13 protein-coding genes are annotated in these 15653 nt (G+C 73.4%); 9 read left to right on the plus strand and 4 right to left on the minus strand.

What is annotated here, in order from left to right; translation table 11 throughout:
* Window positions 1-106: 106 nt before the first annotated feature.
* From JIW86_RS35725 to JIW86_RS35745, 5 genes are read left to right on the plus strand one after another with little or no spacing between them, the layout of a single operon-like run.
* On the plus strand, window positions 107-1780 hold the full coding sequence (locus JIW86_RS35725) for an ABC transporter substrate-binding protein (RefSeq protein WP_257558368.1): 1674 nt from the start codon (window positions 107-109) through the stop codon (window positions 1778-1780).
* Window positions 1777-2745: an ABC transporter permease gene (locus JIW86_RS35730; protein ID WP_257558370.1), complete on the plus strand. Its 969-nt coding sequence runs from the start codon at window positions 1777-1779 to the stop codon at window positions 2743-2745. The genes JIW86_RS35725 and JIW86_RS35730 overlap by 4 nt, the downstream gene beginning before the upstream one ends.
* Window positions 2742-3626 carry an ABC transporter permease gene (locus JIW86_RS35735; protein ID WP_257558371.1) on the plus strand — a complete coding sequence of 295 codons (885 nt, stop codon included), beginning with the start codon at window positions 2742-2744 and terminating at the stop codon, window positions 3624-3626. Before JIW86_RS35730 ends, JIW86_RS35735 begins: the two co-directional genes overlap by 4 nt.
* Complete coding sequence (locus JIW86_RS35740; protein ID WP_257558372.1) at window positions 3623-4597, plus strand: ABC transporter ATP-binding protein; 975 nt, start codon at window positions 3623-3625, stop codon at window positions 4595-4597. The genes JIW86_RS35735 and JIW86_RS35740 overlap by 4 nt, the downstream gene beginning before the upstream one ends.
* Window positions 4594-5463 carry an ATP-binding cassette domain-containing protein gene (locus JIW86_RS35745; protein WP_257558374.1) on the plus strand — a complete coding sequence of 290 codons (870 nt, stop codon included), beginning with the start codon at window positions 4594-4596 and terminating at the stop codon, window positions 5461-5463. Before JIW86_RS35740 ends, JIW86_RS35745 begins: the two co-directional genes overlap by 4 nt.
* Here JIW86_RS35745 and JIW86_RS35750 read toward each other — a convergent pair.
* On the minus strand, window positions 5423-6322 hold the full coding sequence (locus JIW86_RS35750; protein ID WP_416237700.1) for an endonuclease/exonuclease/phosphatase family protein: 900 nt from the start codon (window positions 6320-6322) through the stop codon (window positions 5423-5425). The two genes, JIW86_RS35745 and JIW86_RS35750, sit on opposite strands and share 41 nt — an antisense overlap.
* A 230-nt stretch (window positions 6323-6552) precedes the next feature.
* Here JIW86_RS35750 and JIW86_RS35755 point away from each other — a divergent pair, with 230 nt between their 5' ends.
* The 3 genes from JIW86_RS35755 to JIW86_RS35765 are packed head-to-tail and all read left to right on the plus strand — an operon-like array spanning window position 6553 to window position 11738.
* A complete protein-coding gene (locus JIW86_RS35755; protein WP_257558377.1) occupies window positions 6553-7419 on the plus strand; it encodes a hypothetical protein in 867 nt (288 codons plus the stop codon).
* Entirely contained in the window at window positions 7419-9584 is a 2166-nt protein-coding gene (locus tag JIW86_RS35760) for a bifunctional serine/threonine-protein kinase/ABC transporter substrate-binding protein (protein ID WP_257558378.1), read from the plus strand. Before JIW86_RS35755 ends, JIW86_RS35760 begins: the two co-directional genes overlap by 1 nt.
* Window positions 9585-9590: 6 nt before the next feature.
* Window positions 9591-11738 (plus strand): bifunctional serine/threonine-protein kinase/ABC transporter substrate-binding protein, encoded by a 2148-nt coding sequence (locus tag JIW86_RS35765; protein ID WP_257558379.1) that lies wholly within the window; start codon window positions 9591-9593, stop codon window positions 11736-11738.
* On the opposite strand, the gene JIW86_RS35770 is transcribed toward JIW86_RS35765, so the two are convergent.
* Both JIW86_RS35770 and JIW86_RS35775 read right to left on the minus strand, forming a co-directional pair.
* The gene (locus JIW86_RS35770) at window positions 11711-12370 is read right to left on the minus strand and encodes a hypothetical protein (RefSeq protein WP_257558381.1); all 660 of its coding nucleotides are present in this window, start codon (window positions 12368-12370) and stop codon (window positions 11711-11713) included. The two genes, JIW86_RS35765 and JIW86_RS35770, sit on opposite strands and share 28 nt — an antisense overlap.
* Window positions 12371-12507: 137 nt before the next feature.
* The gene (locus JIW86_RS35775) at window positions 12508-14562 is read right to left on the minus strand and encodes an RICIN domain-containing protein (RefSeq protein ID WP_257558383.1); all 2055 of its coding nucleotides are present in this window, start codon (window positions 14560-14562) and stop codon (window positions 12508-12510) included.
* Window positions 14563-15003: 441 nt separating this feature from the next.
* Between JIW86_RS35775 and JIW86_RS35780 the strand changes: the two genes are divergently transcribed.
* Window positions 15004-15390: a MazG-like family protein gene (locus JIW86_RS35780; protein WP_257558385.1), complete on the plus strand. Its 387-nt coding sequence runs from the start codon at window positions 15004-15006 to the stop codon at window positions 15388-15390.
* Here JIW86_RS35780 and JIW86_RS41755 read toward each other — a convergent pair.
* Window positions 15355-15600 carry a hypothetical protein gene (locus tag JIW86_RS41755; RefSeq protein WP_322975572.1) on the minus strand — a complete coding sequence of 82 codons (246 nt, stop codon included), beginning with the start codon at window positions 15598-15600 and terminating at the stop codon, window positions 15355-15357. The two genes, JIW86_RS35780 and JIW86_RS41755, sit on opposite strands and share 36 nt — an antisense overlap.
* Window positions 15601-15653 lie beyond the last annotated feature (53 nt).

Genomic DNA, 15653 nt, shown 5'->3' on the forward strand with positions numbered 1-15653 from the left:
CAGCCGAGCTGCCCAACCGCCCAACCGCCGAGCCGCCGGTCCGCAACCGGCCTCGGGCCCGGAGCACCACATACCTCATCAAGCTCACCCCTCAGGGAGCCAGCCGATGTCTTCACCCCGATCGGGATCGCCGCGCCGCCGCCTGGTCCGCCGCATCCACAAGGCCGCCGCGACCGGGCTCGCCGCGGCCGCGGTGCTCGTCACCAGCGCGTGCAGCGGTACCGCGGACAAGGCGGCGGACACCGCCACCGCCTACGAGATCACGGACCGCACACCCGCCCCCGCCGGCGCCGTGGACTCCTTCACCTGGTCGATCTTCGCGGAGCCGGCCACCATCGACTACGCCCACGCGTTCGACTACCCGCCGAACCAGATCCTCTCCAACGTCTGCGAGAGCCTGCTCCGCTGGAACCCCGACCTGACGACCTCGCCGAACCTCGCGGCCTCGTACGCCAACCCCACCCCCACCACCTGGGTCTACCAGATCCGCCCCGGCGTGCGCTTCCACGACGGGACGGAGCTCACCGCCGACGACGTCGTGGCCTCGCTGCGCCGCAACCTCGACCCGCAGACGGCCAGCGTCTGGGCCTACCCGTTCCGCAACGTCACCTCGATCGACCGGACGGGCCCCCTGGAGGTCACCGTCACCCTGGCGCAGCCCGACTCCACCTTCAACAAGTACCTCGCCGCCGGCCCCGGCACCGTGGAGTCCGCCGCCACCCTCGCCAAGTCCGGCCAGGACTACGGAAATCCGCAGACCGGCGTGAACTGCACCGGCCCCTTCTCCTTCGCCTCCTGGACCTCCGGCCAGTCGCTCACGCTCAAGCGGTTCGACGACTACTGGAACCCCGAGCTCAAGGCCAAGTCCGGCCAGGTGAAGTTCGTCTTCCTGGCCGACCCGACCACCCGCGTCAACGCCTTCCAGAGCGGCGAGGTCGACGGCGGCTGGATGGTCCCGCCGAACGCCTACGCCGGGCTGCGCTCGGGCCAGGCTGGCACCCTCTATTTCGGCCGCAACACCACCGTCGCCGACGAGGTCGTCAGCAACCTCAAGGGCCCCCTCGGCGACGCCCGCGTGCGGCGAGCCCTGCTCATGGCCATCGACCGCAAGGGCATCGTCAAGGCCGGGGCCGGCGGGGTCGGCGAGGTCGCCGACTCCCTCATCACCGACAACCTGTGGGCCGACGCCCCCGCCGGGACCCGCGAGGCACTCCTGAAGGACCTGACGAAGTACCCCTACGACCCGGCCAAGGCCAAGGCGCTCGCCGCCGAGGCCGGAGTGTCCGGCCAGAAGATCGTGATCGCGACCAGCCCGCTCGACTCCCAGACGACGATCATCACCCAGGCCGTCGCCCAGGCCGCCACCGCCATCGGACTGAAGCCGCAGATCGACTCCGTCTCCGCCGAGAAGTACACGACCCTCTTCACCGACCCGGCCGCACGCGAGGGCATCGACCTGTTCCTCACCTTCTGGTACACGTCCATCACCGACCCGCTCGACATGTACGGATCCCTGCAGACCGGCGCGTTCAGCAACTACGGCAACTGGTCGGATCGGCAGTTCGACGCCGCCGTCGACCGGGCCATCGGCACGTACGACCCGGCCGAGCACGCCAAGGCCAACGCCGAGGCCCAGGCCATCGCCCTGCGGGAACTGCCCTGGCTGCCCCTGTACACCCAGCCCGTGAGCGTCTTCCTGGGCAAGCGGATCACCGGCGTCCAGCCGTCCATCGCCTACCTCTACTACCCGTGGGCGGCCGAGATCGGAGCCAGGGGATGACGGCCGCGGCGGCCCGCGGCCTGCGGGTCCTGCGCAAACTGGCCGGGATGGCGGCGACCCTGCTGGTGACCTCCTTCCTCGTGTTCTCCTCGCTGTTCCTGGCGCCCGGCGACCCGGCGAGCTTCCTCGTCAAGGGGCGCAGCCCCAGCCCGCAGGAACTCGCCGAGATACGCCACCAGTACGGCTTCGACGAGCCCTTCCTCGTCCGGTACGGAAACTGGCTCGAAGGGGTGCTGCGCGGCGACTTCGGCCGCTCCCACCTCTTCCACCAGGACGTGGCCTCGGTCATCTGGTCGCGGCTGCCCTCGTCCCTGCTGCTGATCGGGGTCTCCGCCCTCATGATCGCCGTGGTGGGCACCGGGGCCGGCATCGTGGGCGCGCTGCGCCGGGGAAGCCGTACCGACCGCACCCTGATGCTCCTGGTGACGGTGGGCGCCGCGGCACCCGCCTTCGTCGCCGCCCTCCTGCTCCGGTCCGTACTGGGCGTGCGGCTGGGCTGGTTCCCGACGATCGGGAACGGCACCGGCGTACTGGACCGGCTGCACCACGTGATCCTGCCGGCGGCGGCCCTCTCGGTGACCTTCATGGCACTGGTCACCCGCGTGACCCGCTCGGCGATGCTCGACGAACTGCGCCGTGAGCACGTAGAAGTCGCCCTCAGCCGGGGAACACCGCGGCGCACCGTCATCCGGCGCCACGTGCTGCGCAACGCGCTGGGACCGATCGTGACCGTCTCCGCGCTCCTGGTCTCCGGGATGCTGGTCAGCACCGCGATCGTGGAAACCGCCTTCGGGATGTCCGGGGTGGGATCCCTGCTGGTCCAGTCCGTGGACCAGCTCGACTTCCAGGTCGTCCAGGCGATCGTCCTGCTGGTCGTGGCCGCGTTCGTCGTCGTCAACGCCCTCGTGGACCTGGTGCATCCGCTGATCGATCCGCGTCTGGCGGCAGCGGGGAGCGCACGATGAGCGCGCTCGGCACCACCCCGGCCCGCGGTCCCCTCAGCCGGCTGCGTCCCCTCACCCGGCTGCGCACCCTCGGCGGCAGCCCGCTCCAACGGGCCTGCCTGCTCCTCCTCGTCCTGTTCGTGCTCGTCGCGCTCCTCGCACCCTGGCTCGCGCCGCAGGACCCCGCCTTCGGGCAGCTCGGCGACACCCTCCTGGGCCCGGGCGCCGACCACTGGCTGGGCACCGACCAGGGCGGCCGCGACACCTTCTCCGCACTGATCGCCGGAGCGCGCACGAGCCTCGCCGGCCCCCTCGCCGTCGTGGTGTTCTCCACCGTCATCGGCATCGCCGTCGGCCTGTTCACCGCATGGCGCGGCGGGTGGGTCGACACCCTGGCCGGCCGGGTGCTCGACGTCCTGTTCGCCTTCCCCGCCCTGCTGCTGGCGATCCTCGCGGTGGCCCTGTTCGGCAAGGGGATGACGGCGCCCGTGCTCGCCATGGCGATCGCCTACATGCCGTACACCGCACGCCTGGTACGCGGCCTGGCCGTTCAGGAGAAGGCCCGGCCCTACGTCGCCGCCTATCAAGTACAGGGCCACTCCGCCCTGTTCGTCACCGTACGCAGGATGCTGCCCAACATCGCCCCGACCCTGCTCGCCCAGTCGACGGTGAACTTCGGATACGCCCTGCTCGACCTCGCCGCCCTCTCCTTCCTCGGACTGGGCGTACAGCCGCCGACCCCCGACTGGGGCGCCATGATCAACCAAGGGCAGGCCGCCGTGCTCCAGGGACAGCCGCTGTCCGCGGTGGTGCCGGCCGTCGCCGTGGTCCTGGTGGTCGTCGCCTTCAACGTCGTCGGGGAAGACCTCGGCGACCGGCTCGCGGGGAGGGACTCCGCATGACACTGCTCGCCTACGACGGTCTCACCGTCACCCTGCCTTCGATGGCCCGCCCGATCCTGGACTGCATCCGCCTGAGCGTCGCCGCCGGGGAGATCGTCGCCCTGGTCGGGGAATCCGGCTCGGGGAAGTCGGTCACCGCCCGCGCCGCCCTGGGCCTGTTCCCCGCGGGCGCCGAAGTCGGCGGCCGGGTCCGCGTCGACGGCACCGAGCTGGTCGGGGCCGGCCCCGCGAGCCTGCGCGAGGTGCGGACGAACAAGGCCGCGATGATCTACCAGGACCCCCGGGCGGCCATCAACCCGGTACGCCGCGTAGGGGACTTCCTCACGGAACCGCTGCGGCTGGTCCACGGCTGGTCCAAGGCACAGGCGAACGCCAGGGCCGTCGAACTGCTCGGCGCGGTCGGCCTGCCCGACCCCGCCCGGCATCTCAACCAGTACCCGCACGAGCTCTCCGGCGGCATGCTCCAGCGCGTCGTGATCGCCGCCGCCCTCACCGCCGAACCCCGGCTGCTGCTGTGCGACGAGCCGACCACCGCCCTCGACGTCAGCACCCAGGCGGAGATCCTGGCCGTCCTGGGACGACTGCAACGCGAACGCGGCCTGGGACTGCTCCTCATCACCCACGACATCGAGCTCGCGGCGGCCGTCGGCGACCGGATCTACGTGATGTACGCCGGCCGGATCGTGGAGGCGGCGCCCGTCGCGGAACTCTTCGCCTCCCCGCGGCACCCCTACACCGCGGGTCTGCTCGGCTCCTCCCCACCCCTCGACGGCCCGGCCGGCCGCCTGACCCCGATCCCCGGCGCCCCGCTGGGGCTGCTGGAATCCGCTCCGGGCTGTGCCTTCGCACCCCGCTGCCGGTTCGCCGAGCCGGGCCGCTGCGACCAGTCGCCGCCGGAGCTCGAGCGGCACGGACCGGCCGAGGTCGCCTGCCACCGCGTCGCCGAACTCACCCTCAAGGAGGACAGTTGACCACAGAACCTGCCCCGGAACTGCTCAGGGTGACCGGCCTGCGCAAGACCTACCGCACCGGCGGGACGGAGGTCGTCGCGGTCGACGACCTGTCGTTCTGCCTGCCGGCGGGCGGTGCGCTCGGCATCGTCGGCGAGTCCGGTTCCGGGAAGACCACCACCGCCCGGATGCTGATCGGCCTCGAACGCCCGGACGCCGGCGAGATCCTCGTACAGGGCAGGCCGCCGGCCGCGTCCGTACGGGGCAAGGCGGCCCGGCTCGCGCGGGCCAAGGCCGTCCAGATCGTCTTCCAGGACCCCTACCTCTCGCTGGACGCCCGGATCCCCATCGGCGCGACCATCGACGGCGTCCTGCGCCTGCACGGCCTGCGCGACCGCCAGGCCCGCGCCGACCGGGTCAGGGAACTCCTGGCCCAGGTCGGCCTCGGCGACCGGGAGGCGGCCGCCCTGCCGCGCCGTCTCTCCGGCGGGCAGCGCCAGCGCGCCGCGATCGCCCGGGCCCTGGCCGTCGAACCCGCCGTCCTGGTCCTGGACGAGGCGGTGTCCGCCCTGGACGTGTCCGTGCAGGCACAGGTGCTCAACCTGCTGGCGGACATCCGGCGCGACACCGGCATCGGGCTGGTCTTCGTCAGCCACGACCTGGCCGTCGTCCGCTACGTCTGCGACGAGGCGCTCGTCATGTACCGCGGGCGGACCGTGGAACACCGCCCCGTCGCCGACCTGCTCACCAGCCCCCGGCACCCCTACACCCGGCTGCTGCTGGCATCCGTACCCCGCCCGGGCTGGGACCCCGACTCGATCAGCCGCCGACGCCGCGACGCCCTCGTCACCGCCGCAGCGACGCCGCCACCGGCAGGTGATCGCTAGCGGTGGCCGGCAGGGTCCAGGCGGAGACCACGGTGAGCTCGCGGACCAGGATCTGGTCGATGCGGGCGACCGGGAACCGCGCGGGCCAGCTGAAGCCGAAGCCCGCGCCCGCCGCCTCCTGGGCCGAGCGGAAGCGGCCCGTCACGGGCTCCAGCGCCCGGTCGTCGGTGGTGCCGTTGAAGTCGCCGACCAGGAGCGTGCGCCCGGCCGGGGCGGAGTCCAGCTCCGCGGCCAGCCGGCCGGCGGCCTCGTTGCGGTGGTCGGTGGTGAACCCCGAGCCGAGGCGGATGCGTACGGAGGGGAGATGGGCGACATACACGGTGAGCGGGCCCTCGGGGGTGTCGGCAGTGGTCCGCAGGGCACTGCGCCACGACACGAGCGGCACCGCGGCCGTGTCCCGCAGCGGGTAGGTGCTCCACAGGCCGACCGTGCCCGCCACGGCGTGGTACGGGTGACTCCCGGCGAGCGTCTGCTCGTACTCGCGCAGCGCGGGCTGGGTGAGTTCCTCCAGGGCGATCAGCTGCGCGCCCGAGGCGGCGAGGGCGCGGGCGGTGCCCGCCGGATCGGGATTGACGTCGTCGACGTTGTGGGTGACGACGGTGAGGTCCGCCCGGCCTTCGGCGCTCCGGTCGAGGAAGGTGCCGGCGTGGACACCGGCCCAGGTGACCGCGGGCAGCAGGACGGCGACCAGCGCCACCCGGGAGCGGCGCAGCAGCGCGGCGGCGAGCAGCGCCACGACCGCCGCGGCGGTCCAGGGCAGGAAGGTCTCGACGAGGCTGCCGAGGTGGACGCCCCGGTCCGGGACCCAGCCGTGCAGCAGCATCAGCAGCGTCACGAGGACGGCAAGGGCGGCGATCATCCGGCCGCGGCGGACGCGGGGGACGCGGGGGATGACCCGGCGGCGGCGCGGGGCCTTCGGCGTGACGACGTGCACGTTCATGAACCCGAGGACGCTCGCAAGGGGGTTCGAGGTTCTGCCCGTGCCGGAGCCGCAGCCGCGGAGGGCGGCGGACCGGCCCCAACCAGGCTTGTGCATAAGCCAGTTGCGCCCCGGTGCGGGAGGGTACGATCCCTGCCGTGGGGGGTCACATGAAAGACAGACCGGGCTTCGGGCTGCGCGCCCGCGGCTGCGTGGTGGCGGGATTGTTCGTACTCGCCGGTTGCTCGGGCGGGGGCGGGGGCGGGGGCGCGGATGCGGCGAAGGGCGCCGCGAGCCGCACACCATCCGCCTCACCGGCATCATCCGCCTCGTCCGGTACGGGCAGTACCGGGACGCCCACCGCACCCGGCGCCTCCGGCGCGCCGCTCGTTCCCGAACTGGACGAGTCCAGGCAGCCGAAGACGGCGGCCGAGGCCCGGGCCCTCCTCGGCCGGATCGTGATCGGCCAGGCGGCCTTCGGCCCCGAGGTCGAGCGCGCCACCCCCTTCGAAAGCGATCCCCGCCGCTGGCCCGTCCTCGACCAGGACTGCGTCTGGCAGACGGAAGGCCTGCCCCCCGACGTCCTGGCCACCAGCACCCGCTACTTCCAGATCCCGGCCAAGGACGGCCACGGCCGCGTCCTGATCAACGCCACGGTCACCGTGCACCACGACCGCCAGGAGTCCGGCTGGGAGACCGCCCGCGCCATGGAGGAGGTCCTGCGCTGCCCCGACCAGAAACTGCGCGACGGCGAGGACCTCAAAGGCCTGTGGGGCGGCGCGCTCCACCTGGGCGAGCAGATGAACGGCTGGACGGAGGACGCCTTCACCGAGTCCGGCAAGTACGTCAGCGCCGCGCAGGGCGGCGGACCCCAGCCCTACATCTGGTCCCAGGGACAGTTCGGGCCCGTCACGCTGGCCGTCGCAGGCAAGGGCGCGGAGGGCTTCGCGGACGCGGCCCTCAACGCGCTCGTCGTCCAGGGCACCAGCAGGCTCATGGTGAACACCAAGCAGGAACTCGCAAAGGCGGCGCCCTGATGGAGCGGTTGCACCCCTCGGACCCTTCCCGGATCGGCGGCCACCGCCTCCTCGGGAGGCTCGGCGCGGGCGGCATGGGCGTGGTCTACCTCGGCCGCACCGACGACGGAGCCCTCGCCGCCGTCAAGGTGATCCGCGCGGAGTACGCCGACGAGGCCGACTTCCGGGCCCGGTTCCGCCGCGAGGCCGACATCGCCGCGCAGGTGGACAGCCCGTGGGCCGTCCAGGTCACCGGCGCCGACCCGGACGCCGCCGAACCCTGGCTGGCCACCGCCTTCGTCGCCGGTCCCTCCCTCGCCGAGGCCGTCGCCGCCCACGGGCCGCTCCCGCTGCGCGCCGTACGCGTCCTGGGCAAGGCCATGGCCAAGGCCCTCGCGGTGATGCACGAGCAGGGACTCGTACACCGCGACGTCAAACCCGGGAACGTCCTGCTCGGCATGGACCGGCCCCGGCTCATCGACTTCGGGATCGCCCGCGGTGGCGAGCACACCGCCTTGACCTCCGCCGACGCCGTGCTCGGCACGCCCGGCTTCCTCCCGCCCGAGCAGGCCGAGGGTCGCCCCGCACTGCCGGCCGGCGACGTCTTCTCGCTCGGCTGCCTCCTCGCGTACGCCGCCACCGGCCGACTGCCCTTCGGTACCGGCGCCGTGGACGCGATGCTCTACCGCACCGTCCACGACGAACCCGACTTCGGCCCGGAGGTCCTGGCCGACCCGGAGCTCACCGCGCTGCTGCGGACCTGCCTCGCCAAGCACCCGGACATCCGCCCCACCATGCGCGAACTGGACGAGGCGCTGACCGAGGACACCCCGCGCGAGGGCACCGACTGGCTGCCCGACGCGGTCGTCGCCACCATCGCCGAGCGCGCCGCCGCCCTGCTCGCCCTGCCCGGCATCGACGAGACCGTCGCCGACCCCGACGCGGAGCCGGCCCCCGGGAGCGACCCGGCGCCCTCGCCGTCCCGCAGGCGTTTCCTCGCCCTCGCCACCGGCGGTGCGCTGCTCGCGGCCGGCGGCGGCCTGGCCGGCTGGCTGACACTGCGCGAGGACGACAAGCCGAAGACCCCGGCCGGGCCCGCGCCCCGGCAATGGCTGATCGGCGTACACGCCGACCTCTCCGGCCCGCAGAAGGCCGCCGGGCAGGCCCAGGAGCGCGGGGTCCGGCTCGCCGTCGACGCCTTCAACTCCCGTGACGACAAGCCCTTCACCCTCGCCGTGGTCGCCGCCGACGACGCGGGCGGCGCCGACCGGTCCGCCGCCGTCGCCACCGGCCTCACCGCCAACCGCGACGTGCTCGCCGTCATCGGCCCGACGGGCAACGCCTCGGTCAGCCCCTGCCTGGAGCTGTACGGGGAGGCCGGCCTGCCCCTGCTCACCGTCTCGGCGCTGGCGACCAGCTTCGGCGTCACCGACCGGCGCAGCTTCTTCCAGACCAGCGCCCTCTCCCTGGGCCAGGGTTCGGCCGTCAACCTCGAACTGGCCGGGAAGCAGGGAGTGCGCCGCCTCGGCGTCCTGTGCGACCGCGCCGGCGACATCGAGGGCTGGCAGGCGATCCTGCACCTCAACCGGACCCTGGCCTTCGTCGCACCCGAGGCCACGCTCTACTCGCGGGTCGTGCCGCGCGGCACGGAGGACCTGTCCCCGGTCGTCACGGACATGCTCGCCCACGGCATCGACTCCTTCTTCTACGCCGGTACCCCGGCGGGCGCGGCCAAGGCCGCCGGGCTGCTCGCCGCCGCCGGGTTCAAGGGCTCCCGCGCCGCCGACTACACCCTCGCCGGACCCGAGTTCCTCACCGCCTCCGGACCGGCCGCCGAAGGATGGCAGTTCCTCGCCCCGTACACCGGCCCGGAGGCCCCCGAGGTCGCGGACGTCGCCCGCGCGCACCAGGCGGCGTACGGCACGGCCCCCGACGTGTGGACGGCGGAGGCCTACGACGCCACGAGCCTGGTCATCGACCGGCTGGAGACGGCCGCGCGCGGCGGCGGCCGCCCGGCCAGGGCCGACCTGCTGACCGCCCTCGGGCAGGGCACCTTCCGCGGTCTGACGAAGGAGTACGCCTTCGACGAGTTCCGGCAGGTGAAGGGCAACATCCACCACCTCCACCGGATCGAGGGCGGCCGGCTGCGCCACGTCGGCCGGTCCACCCCGCTCGCCACGGGATAGCGGCAGATGCACCCCCTCATCCCCGCCGATCCGGCCGCGATCGGCGGGAACCGGCTGCTGGGGCGGCTCGGCTCGGGCGGCATGGGCACCGTGTACCTGGGCCGTTCCCCCGCCGGCACCCTCGTGGCGGTCAAGGTGATCCGCGCCGACCACGCGGCGGACCCCGCCTTCCGCGCCAGGTTCCGCCGCGAGGCCGAGGCCGCGGGGAGGCTGTCCGGGCGCTGGGTCGTCCCGGTGGTCGCCGCGGACCCGGAGGCGCGCGAACCCTGGCTGGCCACCCCCTTCATCCCCGGTCCCGCACTGTCCGAGGCGGTGGGCGGGTACGGGCCGCTGCCCGCGGCGACCGTACGCAGCCTGGGCGCGCGGCTCGCCCGGGCGCTGGAGCAGGTGCACCGCGCCGGGCTCATCCACCGCGACGTGAAACCCGGCAACGTCCTGCTCGCCGCGGACGGGCCCTGGCTGATCGACTTCGGGATCGCGCGTGCGGCGGGAGCGACCACGCTGACGGCCGTGAACACGATCGTCGGCACCCCGGGATACCTGGCGCCCGAGCTCGCCCGGGCGGGAAGCCCGGTGCCGGACCCGGCGAGCGACGTCTTCTCCCTCGGCTGTGTGCTGGCGTACGCGGCGACCGGGCACGGTCCGTTCGGCGGTGGGCACCCGGCGGCGGTGGTCTTCCGGACGGTGCACGATGAACCCGAACTCGACGGCCTGCCAGACGAGTTGAGGGAGCCCGTCACCGCCTGCCTGGCGAAGGACCCGGCAGCCCGGCCGACGCTCGCGCAGCTGCTCGCCCTCCTCGGCGAAGGGCGGGCCGAGGAGCCCGGGGCGCACACCGAGGACTGGCTGCCGGCCCCCTTGCTCAGGCTGATCGCCGAACGCTCCACCCGGGCCCTGGACCTGCCCGCCCCCGAGCCCACCCGGATCGACGTCCCACCGGCCCGGCGGCCCCTCACCCGCAGGCGACTGCTCGCGGCCGGGGGAGCACTCGCCGCCGTGGGCGCGCCGATCGCCTGGTTCGCCGCGCGCCGGCCGGCCGGCCGGACCGCCTCGCCGCCCGCCGGCGAGCTCCCCACCCACACCCTCGCCCTCCAGGCGGACCTGACCGGGCCGGGCAAGGCCACCGGCCGGGCACACGAACGCGGCATGCGCCTCGCCGTGGACGCGCACAATGCGCGGACGGACGCCGCCTTCCGGCTGTCCCTGCGCGTCGCCGACGACGGAGGCGATCCGGCGCGCGCCGCGCAGGCGGCCCGGGAACTGATCGCGGACCCCGCGGTCGTCGCCTTCACCGGCCCCACCTGGGACGCGCCCGTCGCGGAACTCGGCGCGGCCTGCCTCGCCGCGGACCTCACCCAGCTCCTGGTGTCGGCGAGCAGCCCCGAGATGGCCCAGACCCGCTGGCGGACCCTGTGCGCCACCCGGCCGATCGACGACGAGCTGGGCTCCGCCGTCCTCTTCTACCTCTCGCAGGTGCGGCCCTCGCACCGTACGGCCGTCGTGGAGGACGCCGAAGCGGAGGAGCCCGCCTGGCGGCTCACCCGTGTCCTCCAGCAGAGCCCCCCGGCGCAGGGCTCGGTGAGCATCCACCGGATCCCGGCGGGCAGCTCGGACTTCGCCGGGGCCGTCGGCGCCCTGACCGAGGCCCGGTCCGAGGCCGCCGTCTACGCGGGCACCTCGCCGGAACGGGCCGGCCGGCTCGCCCGGGCCCTCGCCGAGGCGGGATTCCAGGGCCCGCGCATGGGCATCCAGCAGGCCATGGAGCCCGCGTTCCTCACCGCGGCCGGTCCGGCGGCCGAGGGCTGGCTGTTCAGCACGCTGTTCACCGACCCCCTCGCCGTACCCGCCGCCGCCGGTTTCACGGCCGCGCACCGGGCCGCGTACGGGGAACCGCCGGCCCGCTGGGCCACGGAGGCGTACGACGCCGTGGACCTGCTGGTCGCGGCCCTGACCGGTCTGGAGGGTGAGGGGCGTGACCGCGCCGGCCTGTCCCGCCGGATCTTCCGCACGCAGCACCGGGGTCTGGCCAAGCCGCTGACCTTCGACGCGTCCACGCACGTCCTGAGCGGGAGGTACGTGGCCCACCTGTACCGCGTCGAGTCCGGTGCGTTCCGGTACCTGGGGCTCTACCCGGACGTCCGCTCGGATCCCTGAGCCGCGGCGCGCATCCGCCGCACCCGTCGGCGGCGCAGCAGGAGGCCGCCGGCCGCGCCGGCCAGCGCTGCCGCCGCCACGCCCGCCGTCGTCCACCAGACGGTGTGATCGGTGCTCTCGGCGGGCGGCGTGGCGGGAGCCGGGGGAGTGGCGGTGGACGCGGGAGTGGACGCGGGGACGGGTGCCGATGCGGATGCGGATGCCGAGGCGGATGCCGCTGTCGTCGGCGCCGGGGCGCCGGTGGTGGGCGCCGGGTCCACCACGGGTACGGAGACCTGGAGTTCACCGTGACCGAGGGCCGGGAACCCCACGTCGACGGATACCTTCCAGGCGCCGGGCGGCAGTGTCTCGGCGGTGGTCCAGCCTGCGGGGGCGGCGGCGACGTCGCGGATCAGACGGAAGGGCCCCAGCGAGCGGGAGCCGTCGGCGCTGACGGCGTTCACGGTGGCTGCGACGGCCTCGTCGACGGCGTCCCCGTCGTTCTCCCAGGTGACGTCGGCGGTGACATGGCCGTCCCGCTGCCCGGTCACCGCCACCTTCACGGTGTCGCCGTGGGCGTGCGCCGCGGTGGGGGTCAGGAACATGAGGCCGACTGCGGCCAGGAGGGCCGGGAAAGCGATTCGTATGCGCATCGTGGCGGTGCTCCGGGTGGCTGGGGTGAGGGGACCGGCGGACGGCCGCGTGGTGCGGCCGCCCGCCGGGGGTGGTTCGGCTCGGGGCGTCGGTGACGGTCCCCCAAGCCGGTCAGCAGGTCGGTCGACCGGTCGGGTCAGCCGGCCTTCTGGACGGTCCACGCCTGCGCGGCGCGCCCGTCCGCACGCTGGAGGTCGAGCAGCCAGTTCCCGTAGTAGGGGCGGTTGCTCACGGTCAGGGCGAAGCCGCCGCTCGGGTCCGTGACGGTGACCGTGGCACCGCGGGACGCCAGCTTCCAGGCCTGCGCGCCGTTCGCGCCGCAGGGCTGCTGCGCGACCCACATGCCCGCGGCGGGGGTACCGCCCGGCTGCAGGCACTTGCCGGAGACCGCGGACCGGATGCGGACCTGCCCGCTGCCGGCGTCGTCGAAGTACCACTGCTGCTGGGCGTATCCGTTGGCCCGCGCACCGACGAGTACGGTGCCGTCCGCGCCGCGGCCGCCCCACACCTCGGCGTTCATGCCGGTGCTGCCGTTGCCGAGCAGGTACTTGGCGCCGGGGGTGGTCGCGCCGCCGCCCGCACCCGCCGTACGGAAGGAGGCGGCCTTGCCCGGTCCGCTGTCACGGCCGGAGGCGTCACGCACGGAGACGGTGACCGTGTACGCCGTGTTGGGCTGGAGGTTGTAGATGCGGAGCGCCTGGGACTGCACCCAGGTCAGGTGCTTGCCGCCCAGCATGACCTGGTACCAGGAGGCACCCTCGACCTTGGGCCAGCTCACCACGACGGAGTCGGACTGGATCTGAGCCGCCGTCACCGTCGGTCCGCCGGTGGGCTTCTTGGTCGGCGTCGGCGTGGGCTTCTTGGTGGGCGTCGGGTTCGGGTTCGGGTTCGGACCCGGGTCGGTGCCGCCCTTGGTGCGCATCAGGAACTGGTTGTCGGCGATGTTCCAGTGCGTGGCGAGGTAGCTGCCCGCCTTCGGACTGGTGTGGAAGTAGTCGTCGTGGTTGCAGTCCAGGATGTTCTCGGACGCCTGGTTGGTGCAGATGTTGCGCATCTGCGGGTAGTACGGCGTGTCCGAGTAGCACATGACGTCGAACTCGTCGGTGCAGTGCGCGCCGCGGCTGGTGTTCGGGGCGCTGTTGTTGACCGCACCCAGGTTGTGGCCGAGTTCGTGCGCGGCGGTGTGCCCGCCCCAGCAGCCGGAGTCCGTACGCCCGTAGGAGGGGCCGAAGTTGCTCAGGTTCGCCTGGCCGGGCCGCTCGTCGCCGTTGAAGGTGCCGATGCCGCAGTAGACCTGGGTGTCGGCGAAGATCATGTACTTGCGGTCGCGGCGGTCGAGGCCCTTGCCGGCGAGTGCGGTGTTGGTCGCGCTGAACTCGCCCAGCGCGGACGCCGGGAGTTCGATGTTGAGCACCGTGGGGGTGCAGTCGGCGGCCGTCACGTAGCGGATGTGCCGGACCCCGCCGGTCTCCTGCGCGCTCGCGGAGTAGATGAGGTCGGCGTCGGCCGCCCACTTGCGGAACGAGGCGACGTACTCGGAGTAGCGGTCCTTGCCCGGGGCGTGGACGTACACGACCTGCACGCGGTTGCCGGTGCTGCCGTCGCCGTCGCACTGGACGGTCTGGCCCGCGGGGCCGGCCGCGACGGCCTGGCCGCCGGCGGACGAGGCCGCGGGAGCCGGCGCCTTCGAGGATGCCGCTGCGGCGTCGGCGGCGGGCGCGTCCTGAGGACGCCCGTCGCCTTCCGTGGTCGCCGGGTCATCGGTCGCGGGCTTGGCCGGGTCGGCCGCGGGGGCCGATGCCTGGACGGCGGGCGCGATGTCCTTGGTGATGTCGACGCCCTTGGGCGGGGCGTCGGGGCCGTGGGTGCAGTGGCCGGCGCCGGTGCGGTAGACGCCGACGCACCGGTCGCCCTTCTGGGCGACCTCGAGGCCGTCGTAGATCATGCCGCGCTCGCCCTCGTTGGCGGGCGCGCTCGCGATGGGCTCCGGCTCCTGGTCGCGGGCGGGTGCGGCCGCCGGAGCCGCGACTTCCGCCGCGGCCTCCGCGGGCGCGGCCGCCTGGGCTCCGTCGCCGAGTCCGGAGTAGGCGATGCCTGCGGCGATCACCGCCGCCGTTGCCGTGGCGGCGGTGAGGAGTATCAACCGCCTGGGTTTGCGGCGGTGTTCGTGCCGTCTGCGTCGTCCTGTCATGGGCACCTCAAATGGAGATCGGAAGACTGGGTGCGCGGAAGCCTGCCAGACGAATGCGCCGGAGAATTCGGACAAACGGGAGGGTGCTTCGAGAAATCGTTCCGTTACCTGTTGATCTGATTTGACGAACCATCAATTTCCAGTAAAACAAGGGTAGTTACGCGCGTCGCTGATGATTGGTCCAGGCCTTCAAGGGGGAGTCGTTATCAAATCGAGATATAGGGCAGGGTCTTATTGACGGGAATTCAGTCAGGTATTCATCCAATAACTACCTGTCGAATTGCCTCCGTTACGACCCGTGAGGAACCGTCCGCATCCCCCTGGTAGCCACCGACAACGGGACAATCGGTGCCGGGTCGGCCCCGGCCCCGGCCCCTGCCCTGGCCCCGTCCCCGGCGGGCGAGCCGATAAGGTGCTGCCCCGCTCGACGGAGGTACGACGATGAACCCCGAGACCGAACCGCTCGCCGCATGGGACACGATCACCGCACTCGCCGCCCGTTTCGACGTCTTCGACGCCGAGCAGGGGCTGCAGCCGGAGGAGAGTCACCTGCTCCAAGTGCTCAAGATCGGGGAGGAGTTCGGCGAGGCGGCCCAGGCCGTGATCGGCGCCAAGGGCACCAATCCCCGCAAGGGCCGCTCCCACAGCTGGGAGGACGTCCACGACGAGGTCTGCGACGTTGTCATCACGGGCATGGTCGCCCTGGCCCGGATGCGCCCCGACGCCGCCGCGTACTTCGCCGGGCAACTGGCCCTCAAGTCGGCCAAGTTCCTGCCCGCCCCCGTACCGCCGCTACCTCGGCAGGACACGCGGCGGCCGCCGGAATGACCCCGCCGCCGAGCACGGCCGCGCGCAGGCCCGGAAGGCGTCGACGACCGTACGCAGGTGCGTCCGGTCGGTGTCGGGAGCGGGCTCCGCGCCCTGGACGAGCCGGCGGGCGCGGCTGGCGAGCTGCCGGGTGGTGGCAGCGCTGCGCCCGGGCACGGGGGCGATCTCGTCGAAGGGGACGGCGAACGCGAACACAGCATGTCCCGGCACACCCGGCCGGCCACCGTGGTCAGCCAGCCGCCCAGGTTCTCCACGGCGTCGGC

Source organism: Streptomyces sp. NBC_00162 (assembly GCF_024611995.1).
Lineage (GTDB): Bacteria > Actinomycetota > Actinomycetes > Streptomycetales > Streptomycetaceae > Streptomyces.

Coding starts and splice junctions, on each gene's coding strand:
- JIW86_RS35725 (WP_257558368.1), top strand. CDS start 107: ATGTCTTCACCCCGATCGGGATCGCCGCGCCGCCGCCTGGTCCGCCGC.
- JIW86_RS35730 (WP_257558370.1), top strand. CDS start 1,777: ATGACGGCCGCGGCGGCCCGCGGCCTGCGGGTCCTGCGCAAACTGGCC.
- JIW86_RS35735 (WP_257558371.1), top strand. CDS start 2,742: ATGAGCGCGCTCGGCACCACCCCGGCCCGCGGTCCCCTCAGCCGGCTG.
- JIW86_RS35740 (WP_257558372.1), top strand. CDS start 3,623: ATGACACTGCTCGCCTACGACGGTCTCACCGTCACCCTGCCTTCGATG.
- JIW86_RS35750 (WP_416237700.1), bottom strand. CDS start 6,322: ATGATCGCCGCCCTTGCCGTCCTCGTGACGCTGCTGATGCTGCTGCAC.
- JIW86_RS35755 (WP_257558377.1), top strand. CDS start 6,553: ATGAAAGACAGACCGGGCTTCGGGCTGCGCGCCCGCGGCTGCGTGGTG.
- JIW86_RS35760 (WP_257558378.1), top strand. CDS start 7,419: ATGGAGCGGTTGCACCCCTCGGACCCTTCCCGGATCGGCGGCCACCGC.
- JIW86_RS35765 (WP_257558379.1), top strand. CDS start 9,591: ATGCACCCCCTCATCCCCGCCGATCCGGCCGCGATCGGCGGGAACCGG.
- JIW86_RS35770 (WP_257558381.1), bottom strand. CDS start 12,370: ATGCGCATACGAATCGCTTTCCCGGCCCTCCTGGCCGCAGTCGGCCTC.
- JIW86_RS35775 (WP_257558383.1), bottom strand. CDS start 14,562: ATGACAGGACGACGCAGACGGCACGAACACCGCCGCAAACCCAGGCGG.
- JIW86_RS35780 (WP_257558385.1), top strand. CDS start 15,004: ATGAACCCCGAGACCGAACCGCTCGCCGCATGGGACACGATCACCGCA.